The sequence below is a fragment of the Enterococcus sp. 5H genome (assembly GCF_028128615.1).
Classification (GTDB): Bacteria; Bacillota; Bacilli; order Lactobacillales; family Enterococcaceae; genus Enterococcus_L.
In genome coordinates this window covers 149,921-172,823 of sequence record NZ_AMDP01000021.1, presented here as the reverse complement: position 1 = coordinate 172,823, position 22,903 = coordinate 149,921, and the positions used below count along the sequence as shown (strand labels likewise).

Here is a 22,903-nt window from a genome sequence, read left to right as displayed (position 1 = left end):
TACTCATACCTCCATCGATAAATAATCGGATGAATAAATATTAACAATTAATCTAACCAATTTTCCCTTTTCAAGTGCCCCACCAATAATTCTATTTTTTTCTATTTTCAATGTTGGTGAAGATATAAGTTGTGCAGAAATTATTTCCGCTTGATTTGATTGTGATTCTCCAACTATTATTAAAGATATTTCAGAATTAGTAACTGTTCTCTCAGGAATAAATGAAACGGAATATCTTCCTTCATCTTTATTCAAAGCTATTATTCTTGGTTTCTTTATCTCTACTGGTTTCTTTTCCCCTTTTTTATAATCATGTTCACTTCCATACCCTGTTCCCTCTGAAGACTCTCTTGAAATACCAGATTTTCCGTTTCCCTTACCTCTTTTTTCTTTTTTTCCAACAAAATTATCTACATTATCAACTCCATTTATATCATCAGTATATTCAAATTCTGTTTCCATTTTACCTAATCTAGCTGATATTTTTTTTACTAATCTTGGTGATACTTCTGTCACTTTAATTTCCGTAATTTTTCCAGTAATATCTTCACTTTTTTGTTGATCTCCATCTACTTTATCCATATCTAGAGGTAAATATTCGCCAACCCCTGAATCTAATTCTTCTTCTTCCTCTTCCTGTATTAACGTATTTAAAGATTGCATTATAAATTTACGCAAAGCAATAATATCTTGTTTTGCTCTTGGTTCACTAGTTCCTAATCTTTTTGGTTCCCATTTAGTATGCTGAGGATTTTCCATACTTCTTAGATATTCATTTAAATTTTCTCCTAATATTAGAAAAACTCCTCCCACAGAAACTAGTGGATTTCTAATAGGATAATCTAAAATTTTCATTCCAGTTTTCCTAACCATCGCAACTTTATTATGCATTGAATCATCTACTAACAATCCTAACTTAATAGTTCCCATTTTTTTAAAGTCTTGTTCAAACCAAACCGTTTCAGATGAAATCAAAACTTTATAAAAATTTGGAGCTTTCTCTGTAAATGCATCTGGAAAAACTTTGATAAGATCATCTATGCTATCCTTCGAAATTTCATATTTTCCTACTTTAACTATAAGATTCCCAGAATATACTGCATTTAAGAAACCATCTAACACAGCACCTATAATTGATTCTTCCCAACTACTATCCTCAAAAAAGAACCCTAAAATAAAAATATCAGTTCCTGAATGTGTATACTCTCTTTTAAAATCCTTTTGAAGACTTTTTTGTTCGAATATGGGCATATTCTTCGCTTTCCCATAATAACCAACACCTTGAGTTAGTTCACCATCATTATTCTTAAAAGTTGTTAGCCTAGAAACTCCCTGAAATGCACTATTTCCGCTATCATCTAAAGTACTATAAAAAACTGTTCTAAAACTTGAACAGGCAAATGGAGCAAATTTCCCTATTCCAAAAGAACCACCAGCAGAACCTGCTTTATCTGATGCTCCAGAAGATTTTATTAGGTTTGTCCAAGGTGTATTATATAATTCTTTTGAACCTTTCAAACCTTTGGTATTAAAATCACTTATACGAAGCATTGGAATGCTTTCGTTATCAAAACGCTCAATTGCCTCTTCGTAAAATCGTTTTGGTTTTGTTGATTTTTGAACTTTCCAAAATTCATTTCCCATTTTCAAAGCTTCAAGTAAGTTCTTTGCGCCTGGAATGTCATCAAAATTTAAAGAAAATTTTTGAAATTCAATTACTACTGGCTCATTTTCATCGACAATAGCATCGATAGAATTTTGACAAATCTCTCTAGCTAATGACTTTATTGGCTCACCAAGAAACGTTTCAATTCCTGAATCACTTATACCGTTTATCTGTCCAAAATTATTGGAAGGAAAACTCCAGTTCATTTTTCTACCTCCTATTTAATATTCATTTCTATCATAAAGTAATTAAATACATTATAAAATAAAATAACAAATCAACATCATGAAAAATAATCATTTATACGCTTTTTTAAATCATCAATTATAATCTTAAAAGAAAAAGTAAAAATTAAGAAGAAAAATATCTACTTGAATAATTCATTTTTAGAAAAAATGAGAGATACCTATAATACATCTTGTTTCATTTTTTCAGGAAAGCTACTACGCGACTTGTAATATTTAGAAACGCTACCTTTCTTAATCTCTATTGTTACATTGTAACCTACTCCAAATATCGCTTTTCTAATTTTTTGCTTATTGTAGAACATAATGATAGATCTAAAAAAAAGCAAACAGCCACAAGTTATCAGTAAATTAATTGCATGTTTATCTATTTCAGAAGTAACATCAAGCTCTTGAAAAAAATAATCGATAGTTTGTAAACTGGTCTTCCAATAAACATCGATATAACAACAGTAGCCATAATATCATACTCTTTTTGACCATTGGACACTAGCTTATTAAACATTTCTTTATCTATCTCAACTGCTCTAAAAGAGAAGAACCAAACTAAAGTAGGGAGAAAATAAGCCAATATATTGCTATCCATATCAATTAAATAATAGTTTGTATCTAGTTCAGCTAGTTTGTACCTTTTATTTGTAGATTCATAAACTTTCATTATATCTCAACATCTAGCGCTACTATACCGCTATTTTTCCTCTCCATTATAAATAAGATGAACACTTTATCTAGCTTTTAAGGTTTAAATTAGGCAATCCTTTCATCACAGAATCTCCTAAATTTTCGACAGATTTTTTATAGAGTTCTTCAAATCGTTGTTCATCCTCATCATGGTATCCTTCAAATAAAACTTTATCAACGTTCTCTTCATTAAAATATAAAACTTGTTCAAGATTCATTCCAATAGGATAAACACAACCCGCATAATCATATAAAAATGATATCCCTTCTTTTTCCACGATAGGTCCTCTATTGATTATCATTACTTTAGCTCGTCCATCTTTTAAGTAGACAATCGTTCCTAATGTCTGCATTATTTTACTCTCCTTTATTGGTTATTTTTATTTTCTGCTTTATTTATTACTCAAATTCATTATTTTAACATCATATTTTATAGGCGTTTGCATCGTTTGGTTAGCAAATATAAGAAACGTATAAACCATCAGAAATATCCCTAACACTAGTGGATTTCCACCGACTATAAATATCTTAAACATCTCTATTAGAAACAACCTACCAATAACCAGTCCAGCCAAATATGCTATTAATGATTTTACATTAGGCCTAAAGTCTTTAAGAAAATCTAGCTTAACTTTAATTGAACTCTTGACCTCACCCTTATATAATCTCTGTTTAGATACCTTCATTCTGAACAGAAAAAGAGAAACTATAAAACACATTATAAGGAGCGTTAAGAATAACTCATGATCGGGAAATGGTTTTCCAAGAATATATTTAGAAGGTATTATCCGAATCATTACTACACTTAAAACGGAGGAAGTAAGCACTAGACCACCTTTTTTTCCTTCTTTTTTTGTTTTTATCTATTTGTAAACTTTGAATATCTTCAATTTCGTAACCATTTAATGCAAACAACCAAATAAGCCACGGAAAAATAATTGAAATGATATTTGTATCTGAATCAATAATATATTTTTTGTTCTCTTTCACAAACAGTCTATATCTCTTGTTATTTGTATTTTCTATAATCTGACTTTTCATACTAAATGTATTTTTTCGCTATTCTTTTTGTAATTTTATTTATTTATTTTTATTTTCAATCAACAATTCTACATCCGTTTCTGGCGGCTCAATCGTTGTGTTAGCAATTAAGATTAGATATTCAACCATACATATAACTGGGATAAGGATAATATTAAGATAAGACATTACAAAAGTAATACTAAAATAGATCACAAATGCATAACAAGAAATGACAACTAGTAACACTTTCCCTATATAGTTATATTTGCTCTTAAAACCATCCATAAATTTAAATCTAATTAAAGCAACTTTTTCATTCGAAAGTAACACGTGATTTTTTCTGTATCTATAAAAATAGCGAATAAGTATAACTATTACCATAGAACAAAATAATAATGTTCCTGCAACTAATTGTGGATTTGAAAATCCCCTGAGATCACCAAATCCTTTATTCGTCATTCTAATCAAAATGCTTGCTAAAATAGACGAAGATAATACAATTGCTCCAGATGATTTTCCTTTTGAATTGCTTTCTTTAATAATAGGCAGTTCTTCGTTCATATATCCTTTAACTGGGGAAAACCAGACTAAGAAAGGGAATAACCAAGTTAATTTGTTGCTATCCATATCTAATAGTATTTTTTGACCATTATAGGTCACTTGCTTATAACGTTTATTTTCAGTTTTTACTAGCACATTCATCAACTTCAACCAATCTCATAAAATCTATTTTTTTAGAGAAAACTTTGCAGTTTCAGGGATTTTCTCACTATAGTTTCTAAACAAAATATTTATCAGAAAAAAGTAATATACACCTAAACCTAAAATATTTCCTTTAAAGATAAATATACTTCCAAAGAAATACAACGCTACAATTGAGATAAAGATTCCTACACATACTTTTATCAATTGGTTAATCAATCCACTAGTCATTTTTGACACTACTATTTCATATTTTTTAATATCACTAAGACTTTTTAACTCACGATTTGAACTATACCATCTGTAATAAAAAACAAATGCTGTTACAACAATAAGGCAAAGAAATAACTCCATAGGATGCCCTTGTAAGTAACGTAATTCACCAAAACTTTTATCCATGTTCCTAATCAAAACACTAGCTAAAATTGAACTAGTTAATACAATCAATCCTTTTGTCGAACTCTTCTTTTTTTGTTACTTATCTGTTTTTAGAGACCCATAATGATAAGCATTCTTTGGGAATAGCCATACAGCCCAAGTACTATCCATGCCAGTTTAGATGTATCTAAATCTACTAACATTTTTTGTTATTTACCTCTACTTCTTTGAATCTTCCACTAAATATTATTAACAACCCCAATCAATTAGAGTATTCCAAATGTCATTGATTTCATATTTATTTTTTTTCTTTAGTAACAACAAATGTACAGTCTTTCTCTGGATGTGCAATTGTAGTATTAATAATCAATAAAAAGTATTCCACAAGAAGAATGAGCGGTAAAATAATAATATTAGGATAGTCATTTATAAAGTAGCTACTAAAAAAAATAACAATCCCGTAACAAACTATTGTAAGAATAAAGACTTTATAGATATATTCGTATTTTCCTATAATTCCTTTATTAAAGCTAAATTTCAAGTAAACTATTTCTTTATCTTGCATAAGTAAGTTATTTTTTTTGTATCTCCAAAAATAGCGAATTAAATAGACCAAAATCATTGAACTAAACAGTATAACCATAATTATTTCTCGATAATTTGAAAGTTTTGATAAATCACCAAAACCACCATCTGTCAGACGGATAAGGAGGATTGATAAAATCGGTATTGAAAAAACTATACCACCTTTTGTTTTTTTCTCCCCTGTCTTATCAGATGGTAGGGGAGTATTTCTATATCCTTTAACAGGAAGAAACCAAACTAAAAAAGGGAGAAACCAAGTTATTTTATTACTATCCATATCTAGTAAAACACTTTCATTTTTATAATTAAATTGTTTATATCGCTTATTTGTAGTTTTTTCGATCATTTTTCACCAACTCCAATTGGTTAGAGAATTCCAAGCACCATCAACCGCACTGCGTACCTGCTTAATCCCTTTCCCAATATCATTTACTTTTTTTCCAGTCCAGTCCAAACCATCATCAATCAAATTCCCCGTATTTTTTGCTAAATCTTTCATTCCTAAAAAGTTTTTATTGAATGCAATAGTGGTTGCAACAGTGACGACAGCAGCAACTCCCACAGCGGCCCAGCCAACAGGTGTCGCCACAGCTGCAACTGCAAAACCTGTTGTAACTAAACTATTTATTCCTAAAGAAACTCCAGTCGTAACAGCAGAGCTTGCAAAAGCTTGACCAAATGAATCGCCAGAGGCAAGACCCAATACGGTTCCTATTCCTAAGCCAAGTGAAGTTGCTTTTGCTGTGGACCCTAAAAAGTCTGTCGTGGCATTGAACATACTATTAGCAGAACTTGTAATACCAGCTGTTAATCCTTGGTTTATTGCGCCCATCCATGAACCATATGGTGCATTTTTGTATAATGTCCCAAACATCAAACCGAGAGAAAGTGCAAGTTCATCTCCATTGTGTTTAAGTGTTTCTTCTATTGTAGACATACTAAAATCAACAAATAATCCTTGTAAATCATCTTTATGTTCTCTAAACCATTTAATCGCTTTTTCGTCTAACCTCATTGATGGATCTTTTTGAGCTATCTCATAGACCTTAATTGCGTTTTCTATTGAATAAGGTAATTTCATTAAATTATCTAGCTTTTTCTGATTTGCTTTTTGATAAGCTGTTTGTACTGTTTTCGTCCAATCCAACGCTTTCCCTTTAGGAACCGAAAACGTCCCAGTCGCAGGATTAAACCCACTGTTCGCCTGCTGCAAGCCTTGTGCCAACGTCAAATAAAAACTATTCACTCCATCAAAAATAGTAGGAGATGTTCCATTAAACGTCATTAATTTCTCTAACTTCTTCTCTAAATCACGTTTTGTCGTCTCTAACGATTCAATAATCCGCCGATTGGCTTGTTCCAACGGATTCGTTCCAGTCGGAAGCTTTGGCAAGCCTCGATTAATACTCTCCATATTCAGGATCGACGTATTGATTTGTCGGATTCGTCTTTCTAAGTCATCTGACTTCAAATCAATACTATCGACCTCAGATGTATATTGATCCACAAATTTTTGACAAGCTTCTGCTGTCATGTCTGCGCCTACTTCGCCACCTTGAACTAAAGGTTGGATCACTGCCGCAAAGAATTCTTTGGCAGAGTCATAGCCTTTACTTGATAGTTCGCCTGCACTCATAAAATGTTGATTGCTTTGCATCAACGATGTATAGCCTTGTGCTAATTGACTACATGCACTTTTCACGCTGGACGCTTGGCTTCTCGCTTGACCGAGGTACATATCAATACTCATGCCGTTCCGACCTTTCTTCTTTTGTTTTTATTTCTTGCCAATGTAAGTCTTCTTGTTGATCCTCTAACGCTCTTGTTTGTTTTTTTAGTTCTTGCTGTTGCTCTTCTAAAAAATCTTGAACGCCTCGGCTTTGCCAGTTGATTTGCTCGGCCATATCTTGATACAACATATCTGTCTGGCTTTGAGCAAATTCTTCTTGTAATTCATTGAATAATTGCTTTTGATAGAAAAAATATTCTTCGTAGTGTTCTTCTGTTTGGTTAATGTCACGTTTTAGATCTTCGAGTTTTTCTTGTTCACGTTCGAGTTGGATTTTTTGTTGATTGATTTTTTCAAGGTTGGACATACTTTATTCCTCCTTTCAGTTTAAGGAAGCATTTGGTTATACTGCATTTGAGCGATTCGTTGATCAACTGCTTCGAATTCAGCTGCCACTGACCGGATATTGTTACTTGCTTGGGTAATGGCTTGGACAAGTGAGGTATTAAAGGTCGTTAGTTGCGTGATTGCTTGTTGCGCATTGCTATTACCTGCAACGGTCGTTTGGGTATCTTTTGTGATTGTTGTTCCTTGATTTAAAGAACTCACCGATGATGCTATAGAAGTAGCGACAGCTTGTGCTACTGCGGAATTACTGTTTATATCCTTTGGCATCGTTTTTTCCTCCTATAATTAAAAAGTAAACGTCTAACGACTTAGTTTTTATAATAGTATATATACTTAATTGTAATTCGTAAACAACTCAATGTAAATATATAATTTTCAAAAGTTCCGTTTGCTTACTTAAAAGGAAATTATAAAATACATTTATGACATGAGTATCGGTTCTATTTTTCAACATTGGATACAAAAAAAAGGATGGAAAATATCCATCCTCAATCATTTTATATAACCAACGCTAAAAGCTCTTAAGCTCATCAAACGGGAAAAGCTGCATTTTAACTTTCCCAATGACATTTTCTTTTGCAATCAAACCGTAGTGGCGGCTATCCGTCGCATAGGGACGATTATCGCCTAAAACTAAATAATAATCATCTGGTATCACAACAGAAGAAGCTAACTCTCGATTAGTAAAATCTTCTGTATAATTCTTACCATTTCGTTGGCTTTCGTTAATTTCATCAATAATAAATTTTTCATCTATTGGCTGATCGTTTACCATAAGCGTATCATCTGTATAAGCGATTTTTTCTTCTGGCAGACCGATCACTCGTCTGATTTGTGTATCTCCGTTGCCACTTTTAAAAGCAACTAGATCAAAGCGTTTTAGATCAGTTGTTTTTTGGACGAGTACTTTATCACCTTCCCTTAAAGTCGGGATCATGCTAAAGCCTCGAACATTTACTATTGAAAGGAAAAAAGAGCCGATAACAAACGTCAATACTGCTCCCAAAATTATTGCAAAAACCAGTTCTTTCACATAGTTTCTTACACGGCGTTTCTTACGTTTAGGCTTTTTATTAGTAACTGGCCTTTTTTTGTTATTACCCGTGTTTTTTGGTTTTGCTTTTTTGGCAGGAGGCGGCGTTTTTCTCGTTGCTGGCTTTCTTTTCTTTTTTACTGTACGCTTTGGTTCTTTATCCATAGGAAATCACTCACTCAGATTACTTTTCTTCTTTAAAGGCGGATTCGTTTACTTTATAGTAGTCAAATGCTGCTTTTTCGTAGTCTTGCGCTTGCTTGATATCAGTCAAAAAGCCGTCAACTAGTTCTTGGTTCCCGAAAAAGTTTTTCGTTTGGGTACTTGCATTCATACCTAACTGTTTGATCGCATTATAGTATCGGTTCAGGGTGATTTGTCCTTCTTTTGAATTGACGTCACTTGCTTTTTTTGTCCCATAGCTTGCCATGGCTGTGGCTAAATAACGAATATTTTTTTGTAACTTTTCTTCGTCATCGCCTTTATCACGAGCTAAAATGATCTGTTCTTCAAAATCCCTCAAAAGATAATAGCCTTTGACAACAGAATCTGAATCATCTGTCGTTAAATTCATCGACTGGTAATAGGACAAATAGGCAGCACCACCGGCTAAAACACCTGTTACTAGCAACATAACGAAGAATAGTCGTAAATTCTTTTTCTTCTTTTTCGTTAACTGCTGTTTTTTTACTGCGATTCGTTTGTTTTTCTTTTTATTCTTAAATTTCTTATTTGGAACTTTTTTTAGCATACCACGCATTCGAAAAAATTGCACTAAAAAATAACCTGATCCGAGGAGCGCAACAATTGCTAGTGCAATCCCTATGATGAAAATCCAATCTAAAATAGACATACACTTCAGCTCCTATACTCTACTAATCCTTTTATTTACTGCTTTTTCCATTAGATGAACCTGTTTTTTTCTTTTTTCTACGTTCTTTTTTTAAAGCTAATTCTTTTTTTTGTTTATTCTTACGAAGGATCATGATAATTATGAAAATAATAATAATAATCGCTAAAACTCCTGCAACGATTAGTAATATCAATTTCCAGTCTAAGCCTTTTTCTTGAACTAAACCAACATCCCGCTCATTGAATTTATTGGCATCTTCATCTGAAATTTTGAAATCTTCTGTCCATGCCCATTTTTTATCGCCTGAGGTTACTAGAATATTGGCTACATAATCACCAGCTACCATCCGCTCGCCATTCATACTTACAGGAAAATCAATAAAGGAATTCGGTGCCATTCTCATTGCTGTTTGTTTACGATCGTAGAGAACAGTATCTTTACCTTTAGCTGTGATTTGAACTTCCACAGTCATATCATCTAAATACGCTGCAATAACATTAGAAAAATTAACAAAAATAGCATTTCGGTAATTGCTTTGTCCAGCTTTCACACTGTTTAGTTCTAGATCAGGTGTAAGGGGATTTTCTGATTCTTGTAAGACTACACCAACTACATAAGCATATTGATTAATAATCTTTGATCCACCTTCATTAGAGGTCGTTCCATTTTGATCGGCTCGCATTAATTGAATACCTCCAGCAAGAACTCCATCAAAACCAGTTTCCGGCATTTGGATTGTTAAGTCAAGGTTTTTGGTCTCTCCTGGTGCTAATTCAACTGATTCAGGTCCAGTTACAACGTCAGTAAAATCAAATTGTAATGACGGATCATTTTCAATTGTCGATTCACCATATTCGATAACACCATTTTGGTTGGTTTTTGCACCATTTAATTTAACATCAATCGTCACTTTTTCAGTACCAGGATTGCTTAACGCGATGGAAATTTGTTGATTCTGACCTGGATTCATTTGTAATTTGAAATAGCCTAAATCTTTTTGGATTTGATTATCTGGAAACGTAATACTGTAGGTAAAACCTGTTGCTCCAGCAACATCGCTATTTTCTTCCCCTTCGGCATGACTTGTTAATGGACTTAAAAAAATACCGATGGTCACGATTAAGATTGGCAAAAGCCATTGGTTGATTGTTTTTATGTTTTTTTTCATTACAAACCTCGTATATTCTCAATTATTTTTTATCCTATGTAAGCTGATAAAACAAGAAGGTTACTAAGCTTTTCAGCTAAAAAGCAAAGTGGGGGACAAAACTAAAAACCAGTTTTGTCCACACTTTTAATCCGAATAAACGGCGATAAAAAAGCAACTCCTTCGGAAATAAGCTGAAATTCACAAAAATTTGAAGAACAATTTTCGTGAATTCCTTCTTATTTCTCGGAGCTAATCGCTTTTGTACCAGCCTTACTAGAATGCTTAAAAATTATTCAGCAGCAGTAATTTTCCAAGTTACAGTAGCAGTGTAATCAGCTACAGCCATATTTGAAGCAGTTGCTGCAGGAATTGTTAATTTTACAGATTCAGCATCTGTTCCTGGAGTTCCGTTTTGTGAAGTTGAACTTTGACCGAATTCAATGATGTGACGGCCTTTTCCTTCTTTATTATCTTTATCAGCAACGACAACAGTTTTTGCATCGTTTGCTGCTTCTGTTAATTGGAATCCAGTTTGTACGTTTGAAGGAACTGCATTTGTGTTGTCACCTTGTGCTGCAGCAAGTCCATTGCTGAAGTCAATTGTTGAACCAGTCAATACATTTGTTCCTGATGTGAATTGTTTTGTTAATTGTGCTGTAATTGTATACCCAAAAACGCCTCCAGCACGAACGTCAGCCCATTGTACATATGCTCCACGAGTTGTTGTTCCACCGTTAAATGTCATTGGTTTTGCAAAGCTTGTTACTGTATTTGCAGATGTTTCAATTGAACCAAAATCTAAATTAGTTGTTTTTTCAATAACTAATGATCCTTGTTCTGTATTTGTGTTTTCATCTGGAGATTCTGGATCAGGATTTGGTAATACTTCATCTGGATTTTCCGGATCGACTGTTTCTGTTCCGCCACCACCGGCAGTACCTTCTGTAACTGTTACTGTACCTTCTGAAGCTAACTCAGTTGGTGCTGCGAATGCTGGTGTTGCTGTTCCTAAAACTGTTACTCCTAAAATTGCTACTAATGTTGTTGCACAAAGACTTCTTGCTTTCATATTAATGTTCCTCCTAATTGTTTGTGTGTTATTTATTAAGGCAACTTGGCTAATATCCAAGTTATCTCCGTTTGATATTCTACCGGATGAATTTTAGTCGATTCCGGTATTGTTAGTGTAATTGCTGAATTGCTATACACTGGTTTATTGTAAATACTGTCCATCACTGGTTTTCCTGATTGATCTACTACAGGTGTCAGTGTTGCAGGTTGATCGCTAGCATTAGTATCCGATGCGCCAAATGCAATGGTCCAAACGCCTTTACCGCTACCTGCTCTGGCAGTTGCTACTTCATATGCTGAACCAATTGAATTTAATGCAATGGTTTCCCGCATCACTGTAGGAGCTTCGCTAGTCCCACTTGAATTAGCCCATCCTTTATCTAATGAAAGAACAGCACCTTTTAAATCTTGCTCGCTAGTTTCTTGAATAACTGGATTGGTAAATTGATAGTTTTGCTTTACCTGCAAGGTCCAACCAGACGATTCTGCTTGTTGATCGGTAATTTGGATATAACTGCCTCTAGGACCTGTTTCGCCAAAGAATTGCTGTGCAAGAGCATGATACTCCCGCCCATTTTTAGAAATCTTACTTTCACCAAAATCAAGAGCAGATACATAATCGATACGCAGTGGACCTTCAGTTGAAGGACTTTCTCCCGGATCGACTACATCCCCCGGATTTTCAGGATCAACAGGATTTGTCACAACACTTCCTTTGATACTTACCGAACCCGAATGGTCAAGATTCTCTGGAGCAGCTTGCGCAATAATGCTGGTTTGCGTAGCTATGATTAAACTGGCGATTGATAAAGACCAGACACCGATTTGTTTTAACTTCATTTTTGCTCCCCCTTTCTACGTTTTCGTAAAAAGAGAACTAACACTAATAAAAGTAAAATACCTATACCGAAAATGCCGTAGTTTTTCATTAGCTCACCCATATTAGGAAGACTTTTCCCAGCTGGTTTCACTGTTGAACTTGGTGTCGTCGGTGTGTTTGAACTCGGCTCTGTGCTAGTAGATGAATCAGATGGTTCAGTAGACTCTTCGTAAAAAGAAATCTTACCACCTCGATTTACCTGTCCGCCAGTTCCTTCATTTGCACTTGAACTACTTGAGTAACTAAACATGCCCATCAACACAATCAGAGAGCAGACGATTAATTTTATTGTTTTGTGTTTCATTTTCCACTCTCCTTTATGGTTGGCCGGCCATGACTTTCCAAGTAATTACACCGACATAATCTCCTGTATAAACAGTATCTGAAGAATCAATTTGTAATTTTATGCCATCAGTATTTGCCGTTTTCCCCCAGCTATCGCTAACATCATAGCTGCCTGCTGTACCATTACTATTGGTATAAACGACTTGCGCATTATTGTTTAAAATCGTTTCATTACCGCCTGTAACATAGCGCAAAGCATTGACTAATTCTTGACCGCTGCCATTTCTCATCGGTGTGGATAATGTAGCTGTTAAGCGCCAACCATTCGTAGCGTCTGCCCGAGTATCTGTAACAACTAATTGTTCATCAAATTCTGGGTCTTCCACTCGTTTAGTTGTTGCGTTATACGTCAATGAACCAAAATCTAAAGCACTTGGAACTGAGGTCAAACTCAATACGCCTTGCAATTTGTATTGGACTGTTAGTGCCGTATTATTGATAGTTACTGCTGTTTCATTAGCTGGTCGTTCAGCAATGTCATAACCAGCATTAGTTAAATTCGTAAGTTGTGTGGTGACACTTTCTTCTTGTGTTAAGTTAACCGTGTCCCCAACTTGCGTATTTATTTTAACTGTATAACCAGATAAAACTTGGTTGGCTTCATTTAAAAATTCGACTGTTAATACAGCATCAACATCAACCACTGTTACTTGAATTGTCGTTGTAATATCTGTAGGTAAGCCTGAATCAGCTGCTTTTACCGCTAATGTTACAGTGTAAGCTTTTGGTTCCAGCCCAGCGAGATTATTTAAACCGCCAAAGTCCGTTACCGTCACAAATTGAGTAAGATCCGTTTTAGTTCCGTTCGCTATTTTAAAAGCTTCCGGATTACTGTGTTGTACAATATAATCCTTCAATTCGGTTTCTGACAGATTACGAATATCTACATAAGAGGCTTCAAAATCAGATCCCGAAATACTCGAAGCTTGGTCATAAACAACAAAGGTTGAATCAACGACTCTGGTATTTGGTGCTGGATTTCCATCTGCATCAACTGCTTGGTCTGATACATTAATTTGCACCGTGTGTGTTCCTGGCGTATTCGCTGCTGTTGCTGCGGCTGCCGGATCGGTATAAGCATAGTCAAAACCAGTATTGATTGGACTCGTATCACTAACATCTTTCACCATATCTTTTGGTGCAGGTAATGCATCACCTTTGGTCATGTAATACGTCACTGGTGAAGCCGTCGGTGGTGTTTTATCTAAGACTGTCTGAGTAACTTCTTCTGCTTTCAGATTCGCAAATCCATAAGCATGAATGACACTTCCAGCGGTAAAATAATGACCTGCCGGTACAGTTACTGACCAGTTTCCTGCCGCATCTGCTTTTGTTGTAAAATTCGCACGATATTCAGCTGGTGTAGACGTATCTTCTACAGGTGATTTCACGCTATCCGTTGATGGATCAAAAGCTGCTGCAATAGAGTTATTTACAGGTACATCCCAAATACGAACATAGGCATTTGGAATCGCATAGCCTGACACTGTGGTCGAGCTATTGTTACCACGATTATCTGTTGCAATGCTATGAATCGCAATATTTGGATCCGGTACTCGGGTAAATAGCACTCGTTGTTGCCCTCTAGTTGTAAAATTCGCGTTAAATCTAGTTAAGGTTTCATTTGTCATTGCATTAGATGCTGTAATCGTCGGGTTAAATCCACTACCATATGCTAATCGCATATTACTCATAGGAACGTAGTCATACGTATAACCACTATCTCCATCTGCTCCGCCAGCCACATTATTCAATGACCATTGGAAAACATTTTGGACTGATACATCTAAATTTCCTTGAGACCAAATCAACCCATTATTAGTAGTTGTACCACTTGTTAAAGCTTTACTTTTTTGAAGATTTACACGTTTAGCATCTGAGAATTTAAATGTTGACGCTGCCCCACCCATTCGTAATAAGTATTGCGAAATTGACGTGCTATCACTTTGAATATCAAAAGAAGCATTTGGCTGCACAATAAACGTTGAGTTGTTTGCAACATAAAATAAATCCGTTGTACTTGCGCCCATGTTCGTCCCTTTAATATTTAAATTCCCGGAAACATCAATGGAACCACCATTCATATAAATAGGATTGTAGTTAATATTCGCATTCCCAGTTCCTGAATAAGCATCTGTATCAATGTTCACCGTGGCATCTTTTCCTATAATCAGCTGTGATGATGCTGAACCTAGATAGACAGCACCGCCATAAGTTGCATGATGGTTTACAATATCAACAGTTGAGCCTTCCCCTACGGATAATACACCACCTGAAATATTCAAGTTTGTATTGTAGTACTCAGCTGTAGTTGTTTGATTGCCGCGCTCTAATTTTAGGTTTACATTTTTCCCGATTGCAAAACTTCCGGATGGAATATACAGTACGTTAGAACCAAGTGAAGAAATATAAACATCTGCATTATCTTCTACTTTTGCTGTTGAAATTGCTAAACTTCCTTGTTGGTAGTTATTAACATTCCATGTACGAATTGTTGTTCCGTCTTTTCTTACTGATGTCCAAGTACGTTGTTGCTCCAAATGTACGTTGTTTTTCAGTGTCAAATCTGTTTGTTGCGACTCTAAGAATTGAGTTCCGTAGCCAGTATAATTATCCATGGTCATCTTTCCGCCATAGGAACCATTATTGAAAATCATTGCGCCCCAATAGTTACCGTGATAGACCGTCATATTACTAAACTGGATATCCCACGCTTTTGATCCGTAGTTATTGTACGCTTGAAAAGTGAAACATAGGGAACCGAAATCTAGTGTGTAATTGTTTCCGTTAACCTTAACCGTCCTTGCATTCCCTTGTAGTTGGAAATACATGTGAGACTCTCCACCAGAAGCAATACCGATCGATGTTGCCGAGGTTACATTTTGTGAATAACGTAAATACGGACTGTAAATAAAATAACTAGAAGAATAGGTTGGTGCATTTGTATAGATATCACTTAACAATTCCACATTTGTTACCCATGGATCATTAAGCCCAATCGTATAACCTAAAAAGTCTGTCACGTTTCTCGTATTAGTAGCTGAAGCAAGATCGTAAGAAATATTAGCATTACTTCTAATCGTGCTTGTTAATCCATTCGTTGCACTTTCACTTGCCGTATACGACGAAATATAAAATGGTCCAGAATAGTTCGACGAAATCATATTAATGTTTTGAAATTTTAAATCCCAATAGCCAAAAATAGTCCCTGAATTTCCTGTCACATAACTACTTTGATTGAGGAAGCCTATTGCCAAGTTTCCAAAATTAAAGTCATGACCATTTCCGTCAATCGTTAATGAACGAGCAGTAGCATTTTTGTTAATATACAAGTAAACATTTTGGGCACTTGCCATATCCACTGAAGCAGTACTGAACAAACCATTATAGTTATTGAGCGTCCCAGACAACGAAATATCATTTTGTAATGAAATAGTATTGACTGTGTTATCCGCTATCGCTTCAACAAAACTTTGCCAATTCGTTACCTCAGCTGTTCCAGCAGCACGAGTACTTAGCGTTCTCGGTTGAACTAAATCAGCGGTTGTTTGCCCTTGGCTATCTGTAGTAGTCCCTTTTGAATCTTTTACAACAAGCTTTAATTCTTGTTTAGAGAAACTTTCAGCTTCATCTGTTAACGACAGTGAATAAGTACCACTTTTTTCTGCTAGCAATGTTAGCTTTAGTGAAGTTTGATCGCTGTTAACCGTAATATTTAGAATTCGTTTTTCTTCATTCCAATTAAATACAGGCAACTCAGCTTCTGGGTCCTCGGCTAAAAGCATTGCTCGTTCTTCCGTTTCATCAAATAGTATTCCTTCAGGTAAAACAACTTGCCAATCTTTTTTAGATTCTTTTGAATCATTTGATGGATTATTCTCATCAGATTTTTTAAGTTCACTTTCATCCCTTGTATCAGAAATAGCTACATGAAATAATTCATTTGCATAAATGTCAGCTTCAACAGTGGTTATTGAAGCGGGTGACTTGGCAAAAATTTTATTTGTGGAAGAATGTAATTGTAAAAACATAGCTAAAATAAGAATTGAAAGAATGGCTATGCTCATTCCAACTAATTGAAATTTTCTTTTTTTAATCATTTCATTCATTTTCCCTCCTACCCTATTAGTTTTAATACAGTGTCCTTAGTTTCTTCACCTCCTTTAAGCTTTCTACATTCCAACATTTCTTACTCGGTCATTCAGCACTAGCTTATAACCTTTTGTTCGAACAGTTTTAATAAATTGCGGTGTCGTAGGATCTTCTTCAATTTTTCCTCTTAAATGAAAAATAATATTACTTACTCGATACTCTTTTTTCTCAACACGTTCATTTTCCCAGATATTTTGATAGATTTCTTCATAGGTCAATGCTTTATCATGTTCATTAAGAAGTAGTTCTAGGGCTTTAAATTCTAATTTTGTTAGACTAATTTCATCTTTACCTTTTCTTAAAACACTAAGATTATCAGGAAGCAACTCTAATAATGGAGCTGTAGTTAATTTGGATTCCCCACTTTTATCAACTTCATTGCTTTCAATCCGTTTTAAAATGTTAGAAAATTGTAAAACAAATTCTTCTTCATAAACAGATACACCGTCTGCACCCAATTGTAGGTAAATTTTCTTTTTTGTTTTGGCTTCTTCTTCATCAATTAATATCACCCAGATTAATTTGTTTAATACCATTCTTAATTCCAAAATGTTTTTACAAATACTAGATAGCTCAGTTACCGTTGATTCTTCAATAATAATTGCATCTACATTAGCCAAATCAGATCCTAAATCAGCCTCTTGCAGCGTCATAATTTCGTATCCCATCCGTGCCAATTCATTAGGATACTCAAAAGATGGTTGAGTCAAATCTCGAAAAATACCGATAGTGTACATCACAGATACCTCCTATTAAATTTATGTCCCGAACTAAAAACTTTTCGTGATGTGCATTCAAAAGTAAAATACTAGTAGATGATGTTTTGATCTTAAGCTTTTGATTGTCATGCTAATAGTAAAAAGGAACATAGTTAAATATCTTGAAAGAATTAAGTTCAAGATATTCTCTCGCAAAGACTGGTTATAAACGGCTTTCGCGAAAAAAATTGACGACTCAAATGACGGCTAAAAAATAGTAAGTGGAGCAAAACTAAAGATCAGTTTTGTTTCACTTACTAGATCCGAATAAACGGCGAGAAAAAAGCAGCTCCTTCACTTCGCTCCGATCGCATCAATTTCTAAGAGCTAAAGCTCTAAGAATTGAAGGCTTCGGAAATAAGCTGAAATTGCTATGAAACACAGTGAGGTACGAACGGATGTAGAATAGTACCTACTTGGTTCAAAAATTTGAAGAGCACCGAGTAGGTACCAATTATCATCCATTCGCAAGCTCATGGTGATTCTTGGCAATTTTCGTGAATCCCTTCTTATTGCTGTAAAACACAACGAGAACCGAGTTGATGTTGCACAGTACCTACCCGGTTCTCGGAGCTAAACGCTTTTATCTCGTCCACTTACTTTGGTTATTTAATTATTCTTATCATATTCTAACTGACTATCAATCATCATTATTGCAGACTGTCTAGTTTCCCATAAAGAATCTGTATAGATGTCCAGAGTCATTTTAGTAGAAGCATGCCCTAATATTTTGCTGACTGTAGCAATATCAATTCCTGATTCAACACACCTAGTAGCGAAGGTATGGCGCAGAGCATGAAAATGTACAGGTCCGATATCAGATTCTTCTATAAGTTTTTTGAAACGATAATTAATAATCCGCGGTTCTGTGAAATTATTTTTACAAGAAATCACAAACATACTCGTACTTTTTTGTTTTTTTTCAATTAAATATCGTTTTAAATTTTTTGATATTGGTATTACTCGCTCTCCATTGATAGATTTTGGTTTACCGATAATAATTTCTGTTTTATTTTCTGCTGTAACTGAAGGAATTCTTGAAATTGTTCGTTTTACAAAAATTTTATTATTATTAAAATCAATATCTTCCCATTTTAAGCCACTAATCTCTCCGATTCGCATCCCTGTATACAAGGCGATAATTTCTGCTGAGCAATCCTTTTTATATAACGCAATTTGTTCTAATTTCTTTTGTTGTTTTCTGTCTAAGCTTTTTACTTCTGTTTTAGTTAAAGTAGGCAAAAGTACACCTGAACATGGATTTTTAGCAATTCTATTATCAGTTACAGCTTTTTTTAAAGCACTCCTTAACATACTGATAATACTACGAATACTATTAGAAGACATTTTAGACAGGTGCAACGAATAGATGAATTTATCGATATCAGCCGTTTCTACATCAGATAATCTTTTATCTTTAAAAAATGGAGAAATATGCCTCTCAATTCTTCCTCTATAGTTAGAATAAGTAGAGCGTTTAATTCTATTTTTCATTAAAATGTTCAGCCAATAGTTTAACCATTCATCCATCGTAATTTCTTCTCGTCTCACTGGTTCTCCATATATAGTGTAGTCTGCATTTTTTTTTGATAATTTTTCTTTTGCTTCATTATACTGTTTTCCATAAACATATCCATAAATAATTCTGCCCTCTTTGTTTCTTCCTTTTCTATAACGGCCTTCCCAACGACCATCCTTTCTTTTGTAAATATTTTCGCCTCTTTTTGACATAATTTGTTCCTCCTAAATAATGTAAATTTGACGGTTTTTGACGGCTAATAATGAATCATCCACACTAATATCTATTTTTTATAATGAAATAAGCGTGAAAAACAATTTTAAATTATCATTTATTTTTGTTTTTAAATAAAAAATTGAGAATAAAATGATAAAATTGTGCTAGACTAATTAAAAATAATAGAATATACTTATATAAGTAATCAATTCTGACTTTTTGATTTCTCATATAGAGAATATAAATATCTTGAACTTAATTCTTTCAAGATATTTTTTTATAAAAAAATAATAAATAAAGACTGTACATAAAAAAACAAATAAGGATAAGGACATTGATTAAATGAATCTAATGTTCTTATCTTTATTTTGCAGTGAAAAATTAAATATTATATCTAATTATCATATTAATTTCAAAAAATTTCAATTAACGTTTTCACACTAACTAGATATTAGTATTTAAATTTGTGATTTGTTGCTTATTCTGTTCATTTGCTATCTTTACAGAGATATTTCTATTTACCAATATTTTGTGAGTGACTAGTCAAATCATCTAGGAATATCTGAAAGTAAATTACTTCCTAAAGATTAGACAGCAAAAAAGCGAGTGTGGCAATAATCAGATTTCTCTCTAATTATTGCCACACTCGCTTACTTATCAGTAGTTGTTTTTATTATAGTATAAAAAATATTTTCATTTAGTTTTTATAACTATTTTTTTACCGCATGTATCTTCATTCTTCGATAATCTGCTTCCCAGTGATCTGTTTTCCATAAAAGCGGCTGTAATTCCTCTTCTAGATTTTCAAGGACAATTGCTTTTTGAGCCGTTGTTAATTCATTTAATTCTTTAGAATAAAATTGCTCCATCCAATTTCTTAAACCAACATCACCATCTTTAAGAGGAGTCGGTCGATCATATTCTAAAATTTCAACCACTTCAAATTGATTATTTTCAAGCAATTCCCTATATTCAGCCACAGGTGTAAAACAAAAAGGTTCATTAAAAGGGATTCCTAATTTAGCTAATTCCTGCCCAAAAGCCGATCTAATCAAGCCAACATTTCCTACCGCACCAAATTCACAGATTAATCTTCCCTTCGCTTTCAGCAGTTTGTTGATATTTTTTAATAAACAATCTTGATCTGGTATCCAGTGAAACACAGCATTTGAAAAAGCAATGTCATATGTCTTCAGCTGAATTGAAGGAGCTAAGATGTCTTCTTTTAAAAAATTTAATTTTGGATAAGATTTTTTTGCTTGTGCAATCATATTTATTGATTGGTCGATCCCTGTAACTTCATGACCTAATTGAGCAATTTGATTCGTTAAATCACCTGTTCCAGCACCGATATCTAAAACTTTTTTTGGTTCTTTTGGCAGTAAATCTAGTAATCCAGCACCATATTTATAAATAAAATCATGACTTGTTTTGTATTTTTGCGCATCCCATTCCATATTCATTCACTCTTTTCTACGATTTGTACTCGATCGAAAGCTTCACCAATTAATTTTTTCGGTAAAGCTATCTCCTTAACAAAACGTTTACTGCCAGTATGCTGGAATTTTCTCTTCATAAGCTGTAATTTCATCAGCGTGAGTTAAGCTAATAGCAATATCGTCCAAACCATTTACAAGCTTATGCTTCCATGTTCCATCAATTTCAAAGTTGTATGAGGCATAAGGCGTAACAACTAGTTGATTTGGTAAATCAATCGTAATTGTTTCTTGTGCTCCTAGACTCGCTAAAGCTGTCAGTTCTTCCTTTTCAAGTACAATTGGTAATAGCCCATTTTTCGTCGCATTCATATAAAAAATATCACTAAAACTTCCTGCAATGATTGCTCGAAAGCCATAGTCATCCAGCGCCCAAGCTGCATGTTCCCGAGAGGAACCTGAACCAAAATTATCACCAGAAATCAAAATTGTTGCATCTTTGTATTGCGGTTCATTCAAGGTAAAATCTGGATTTGGTGAACGATCTGGCAAATAACGCCACTCATCAAATAAAAACTCACCAAAACCTGTTTTTTCAATTCGCTTTAGAAACGATTTTGGAATAATTTGATCTGTATCAATATTATCGTTCATCAATGGTACTGTAGTTCCTGTGTGTTGTGTAAATGCCTCCATTATGCCCCAAGCTCCTCTCTAATATCTACAAATGTTCCTTCAATTGCAGCGGTTGCCGCCATCGCCGGACTGCAAAGATGCGTTCTGGCTCCTTTCCCCTGACGACCTTCAAAGTTTCGATTTGATGTTGAAGCACAATGAACACCTGCTGGAACTTGATCTGGATTCATCCCCAGACACATCGAACATCCCGGTTCCCGCCACTCAAATCCTGCGTCGGCGAAAATTTTATCCAAACCGATTTTTTCTGCTGCTTTACGCACTGGTCTTGATCCTGGTACAACGATAGCAGTGATCCCTTCTTTAACCTTTTTCCCCTTCACAATACGGGCTGCTTCTTCCAAATCAGACAAACGGCCATTGGTGCATGAACCAATAAAAACATAACCGATTTCGATATCAGACGGTCGCTGCCCCGGTTTAAGATCCATATAGTTATATGCGCGTTCATCATTCATATCTTTAATTTCAGGGAATGTTCCTGTAATTGGAATGCCCATTTCCGGATTGGTTCCCCAAGTAATAAACGGCACCAATTCATCGGCATTTAATTCAAGATCTACATCATATGCTGCATCAGGATCACTTGGCAATTTTCTCCAATCTTCGATTGCTGCATCCAGATCTTTTGGCGCATATTCTCTACCACGAATGTACTCAAATGTTTTTTCGTCTGGTGCCATCATGCCCATTTTTGCTCCACCTTCGATCGCCATATTGCAGATGGTCATTCGTTCTTCCATAGTTAGACTTTCAATAGTTTCACCGTAAAATTCAACCGCATGTCCGACACCAAAATCAACACCATATTTTGCAATCAACGCTAAAATTATATCTTTTGCATAAACACCTTTTGCTAGTTTACCAGTAATTTTTACGCCCATTGATTTAGGCTTATTCTGCCAAATACATTGTGTTGCAAAAACATGTTCCACTTCACTTGTTCCAATACCAAAAGCTAGTGCACCAAAAGCACCATGTGTTGCTGTATGAGAATCCCCGCAAACAATAATTTTCCCTGGTTGCGTTAAACCTGTTTCCGGTCCAACCATATGCACAATTCCTTGACGGTCACTGCCATTATCGCAAAGTGTTACACCAAATTCTTTGCAGTTTTTTTGAAGTGCTTCAATTTGTTTTTTGGCAACCAAATCAGTGATATTAAAAATATCTTTCGTCGGTACATTATGATCCATCGTGCCAAATGTTCGATCAGGTCGGCGAACTTTTCTCCCAGCTTCTCTTAAGCCTTCAAAAGCTTGTGGTGAAGTTACTTCATGAATTAGATGAAGATTCACATATAGCAATTGAGGCTCACCAGTTTCACCTGTAACTACATGTTGTTCCCAAAGTTTATCAAATAGCGTTTTTCCCATA

The 22,903-nt window shown here is 34.6% G+C and carries 22 protein-coding genes; all 22 read right to left on the bottom strand.

The genetic code is table 11. The annotated features are described in order from the left end of the window. Positions 1-3: 3 nt before the first annotated feature. The 22 genes from C240_RS09020 to leuC all read right to left on the bottom strand — a co-directional run bounded on the left by C240_RS09020 (position 4) and on the right by leuC (position 22,902). The gene (locus tag C240_RS09020; RefSeq protein WP_271494474.1) at positions 4-1,872 is read right to left on the bottom strand and encodes a hypothetical protein; all 1,869 of its coding nucleotides are present in this window, start codon (positions 1,870-1,872) and stop codon (positions 4-6) included. A gap of 406 nt (positions 1,873-2,278) precedes the next feature. Beyond that, on the bottom strand, positions 2,279-2,569 hold the full coding sequence (locus C240_RS09015) for a DUF443 family protein (protein ID WP_271494473.1): 291 nt from the start codon (positions 2,567-2,569) through the stop codon (positions 2,279-2,281). 70 nt (positions 2,570-2,639) lie between these two features. Beyond that, positions 2,640-2,945 (bottom strand): DUF4176 domain-containing protein, encoded by a 306-nt coding sequence (locus C240_RS09010; RefSeq protein WP_271494472.1) that lies wholly within the window; start codon positions 2,943-2,945, stop codon positions 2,640-2,642. Positions 2,946-3,366: 421 nt separating this feature from the next. Further along, a complete protein-coding gene (locus C240_RS16375; RefSeq protein WP_442896587.1) occupies positions 3,367-3,633 on the bottom strand; it encodes a DUF443 family protein in 267 nt (88 codons plus the stop codon). A 39-nt stretch (positions 3,634-3,672) separates the two neighbouring features. Then, entirely contained in the window at positions 3,673-4,317 is a 645-nt protein-coding gene (locus C240_RS09005; protein WP_271494471.1) for a DUF443 family protein, read from the bottom strand. 24 nt (positions 4,318-4,341) lie between these two features. Next, positions 4,342-4,716, bottom strand: coding sequence for a hypothetical protein (locus C240_RS09000; protein ID WP_271494470.1), 375 nt, complete (start codon positions 4,714-4,716; stop codon positions 4,342-4,344). Positions 4,717-4,993: 277 nt separating this feature from the next. After that, positions 4,994-5,626 carry a DUF443 family protein gene (locus tag C240_RS08995; RefSeq protein WP_271494469.1) on the bottom strand — a complete coding sequence of 211 codons (633 nt, stop codon included), beginning with the start codon at positions 5,624-5,626 and terminating at the stop codon, positions 4,994-4,996. Positions 5,627-5,629: 3 nt separating this feature from the next. Then, a complete protein-coding gene (locus tag C240_RS08990) occupies positions 5,630-7,030 on the bottom strand; it encodes a hypothetical protein (protein WP_271494468.1) in 1,401 nt (466 codons plus the stop codon). Beyond that, entirely contained in the window at positions 7,020-7,376 is a 357-nt protein-coding gene (locus C240_RS08985; RefSeq protein ID WP_271494467.1) for a DUF3958 family protein, read from the bottom strand. The genes C240_RS08990 and C240_RS08985 overlap by 11 nt, the downstream gene beginning before the upstream one ends. A 20-nt stretch (positions 7,377-7,396) precedes the next feature. Beyond that, positions 7,397-7,684 (bottom strand): TIGR04197 family type VII secretion effector, encoded by a 288-nt coding sequence (locus C240_RS08980; protein ID WP_010764369.1) that lies wholly within the window; start codon positions 7,682-7,684, stop codon positions 7,397-7,399. 244 nt (positions 7,685-7,928) lie between these two features. After that, a complete protein-coding gene (gene lepB, locus C240_RS08975; protein ID WP_271494466.1) occupies positions 7,929-8,615 on the bottom strand; it encodes a signal peptidase I in 687 nt (228 codons plus the stop codon). A 19-nt stretch (positions 8,616-8,634) separates the two neighbouring features. Next, complete coding sequence (locus C240_RS08970) at positions 8,635-9,303, bottom strand: hypothetical protein (RefSeq protein ID WP_271494465.1); 669 nt, start codon at positions 9,301-9,303, stop codon at positions 8,635-8,637. A 31-nt stretch (positions 9,304-9,334) separates the two neighbouring features. Continuing rightward, entirely contained in the window at positions 9,335-10,471 is a 1,137-nt protein-coding gene (locus C240_RS08965) for a DUF916 and DUF3324 domain-containing protein (protein ID WP_271494464.1), read from the bottom strand. A gap of 271 nt (positions 10,472-10,742) precedes the next feature. Beyond that, a complete protein-coding gene (locus C240_RS08960; RefSeq protein ID WP_271494463.1) occupies positions 10,743-11,522 on the bottom strand; it encodes a WxL domain-containing protein in 780 nt (259 codons plus the stop codon). 35 nt (positions 11,523-11,557) lie between these two features. Next, positions 11,558-12,364, bottom strand: a complete 807-nt coding sequence (locus tag C240_RS08955; protein WP_271494462.1) for a WxL domain-containing protein — start codon at positions 12,362-12,364, stop codon at positions 11,558-11,560. Further along, positions 12,361-12,708: an LPXTG cell wall anchor domain-containing protein gene (locus C240_RS08950; protein ID WP_271494461.1), complete on the bottom strand. Its 348-nt coding sequence runs from the start codon at positions 12,706-12,708 to the stop codon at positions 12,361-12,363. Before C240_RS08950 ends, C240_RS08955 begins: the two co-directional genes overlap by 4 nt. A 13-nt stretch (positions 12,709-12,721) precedes the next feature. Beyond that, positions 12,722-16,858 carry a pectate lyase-like adhesive domain-containing protein gene (locus C240_RS08945; RefSeq protein WP_271494460.1) on the bottom strand — a complete coding sequence of 1,379 codons (4,137 nt, stop codon included), beginning with the start codon at positions 16,856-16,858 and terminating at the stop codon, positions 12,722-12,724. A gap of 63 nt (positions 16,859-16,921) precedes the next feature. After that, on the bottom strand, positions 16,922-17,638 hold the full coding sequence (locus tag C240_RS08940) for a winged helix-turn-helix domain-containing protein (protein WP_271494459.1): 717 nt from the start codon (positions 17,636-17,638) through the stop codon (positions 16,922-16,924). Positions 17,639-18,268: 630 nt separating this feature from the next. Then, positions 18,269-19,390 carry a tyrosine-type recombinase/integrase gene (locus C240_RS08935; protein ID WP_271494458.1) on the bottom strand — a complete coding sequence of 374 codons (1,122 nt, stop codon included), beginning with the start codon at positions 19,388-19,390 and terminating at the stop codon, positions 18,269-18,271. 714 nt (positions 19,391-20,104) lie between these two features. Further along, complete coding sequence (locus C240_RS08930) at positions 20,105-20,857, bottom strand: class I SAM-dependent methyltransferase (protein ID WP_271494457.1); 753 nt, start codon at positions 20,855-20,857, stop codon at positions 20,105-20,107. Positions 20,858-20,938: 81 nt separating this feature from the next. After that, a complete protein-coding gene (leuD, locus tag C240_RS08925; protein WP_271494456.1) occupies positions 20,939-21,526 on the bottom strand; it encodes a 3-isopropylmalate dehydratase small subunit in 588 nt (195 codons plus the stop codon). Continuing rightward, positions 21,526-22,902 carry a 3-isopropylmalate dehydratase large subunit gene (gene leuC / locus C240_RS08920; protein ID WP_271494455.1) on the bottom strand — a complete coding sequence of 459 codons (1,377 nt, stop codon included), beginning with the start codon at positions 22,900-22,902 and terminating at the stop codon, positions 21,526-21,528. Before leuC ends, leuD begins: the two co-directional genes overlap by 1 nt. Position 22,903: the final 1 nt, after the last annotated feature.

Coding starts and splice junctions, on each gene's coding strand:
- C240_RS09020 (WP_271494474.1), bottom strand. CDS start 1,872: ATGAACTGGAGTTTTCCTTCCAATAATTTTGGACAGATAAACGGTATA.
- C240_RS09015 (WP_271494473.1), bottom strand. CDS start 2,569: ATGAAAGTTTATGAATCTACAAATAAAAGGTACAAACTAGCTGAACTA.
- C240_RS09010 (WP_271494472.1), bottom strand. CDS start 2,945: ATGCAGACATTAGGAACGATTGTCTACTTAAAAGATGGACGAGCTAAA.
- C240_RS16375 (WP_442896587.1), bottom strand. CDS start 3,633: ATGAAAAGTCAGATTATAGAAAATACAAATAACAAGAGATATAGACTG.
- C240_RS09005 (WP_271494471.1), bottom strand. CDS start 4,317: ATGAATGTGCTAGTAAAAACTGAAAATAAACGTTATAAGCAAGTGACC.
- C240_RS09000 (WP_271494470.1), bottom strand. CDS start 4,716: ATGGATAAAAGTTTTGGTGAATTACGTTACTTACAAGGGCATCCTATG.
- C240_RS08995 (WP_271494469.1), bottom strand. CDS start 5,626: ATGATCGAAAAAACTACAAATAAGCGATATAAACAATTTAATTATAAA.
- C240_RS08990 (WP_271494468.1), bottom strand. CDS start 7,030: ATGAGTATTGATATGTACCTCGGTCAAGCGAGAAGCCAAGCGTCCAGC.
- C240_RS08985 (WP_271494467.1), bottom strand. CDS start 7,376: ATGTCCAACCTTGAAAAAATCAATCAACAAAAAATCCAACTCGAACGT.
- C240_RS08980 (WP_010764369.1), bottom strand. CDS start 7,684: ATGCCAAAGGATATAAACAGTAATTCCGCAGTAGCACAAGCTGTCGCT.
- lepB (WP_271494466.1), bottom strand. CDS start 8,615: ATGGATAAAGAACCAAAGCGTACAGTAAAAAAGAAAAGAAAGCCAGCA.
- C240_RS08970 (WP_271494465.1), bottom strand. CDS start 9,303: ATGTCTATTTTAGATTGGATTTTCATCATAGGGATTGCACTAGCAATT.
- C240_RS08965 (WP_271494464.1), bottom strand. CDS start 10,471: ATGAAAAAAAACATAAAAACAATCAACCAATGGCTTTTGCCAATCTTA.
- C240_RS08960 (WP_271494463.1), bottom strand. CDS start 11,522: ATGAAAGCAAGAAGTCTTTGTGCAACAACATTAGTAGCAATTTTAGGA.
- C240_RS08955 (WP_271494462.1), bottom strand. CDS start 12,364: ATGAAGTTAAAACAAATCGGTGTCTGGTCTTTATCAATCGCCAGTTTA.
- C240_RS08950 (WP_271494461.1), bottom strand. CDS start 12,708: ATGAAACACAAAACAATAAAATTAATCGTCTGCTCTCTGATTGTGTTG.
- C240_RS08945 (WP_271494460.1), bottom strand. CDS start 16,858: ATGAATGAAATGATTAAAAAAAGAAAATTTCAATTAGTTGGAATGAGC.
- C240_RS08940 (WP_271494459.1), bottom strand. CDS start 17,638: ATGTACACTATCGGTATTTTTCGAGATTTGACTCAACCATCTTTTGAG.
- C240_RS08935 (WP_271494458.1), bottom strand. CDS start 19,390: ATGTCAAAAAGAGGCGAAAATATTTACAAAAGAAAGGATGGTCGTTGG.
- C240_RS08930 (WP_271494457.1), bottom strand. CDS start 20,857: ATGAATATGGAATGGGATGCGCAAAAATACAAAACAAGTCATGATTTT.
- leuD (WP_271494456.1), bottom strand. CDS start 21,526: ATGGAGGCATTTACACAACACACAGGAACTACAGTACCATTGATGAAC.
- leuC (WP_271494455.1), bottom strand. CDS start 22,902: ATGGGAAAAACGCTATTTGATAAACTTTGGGAACAACATGTAGTTACA.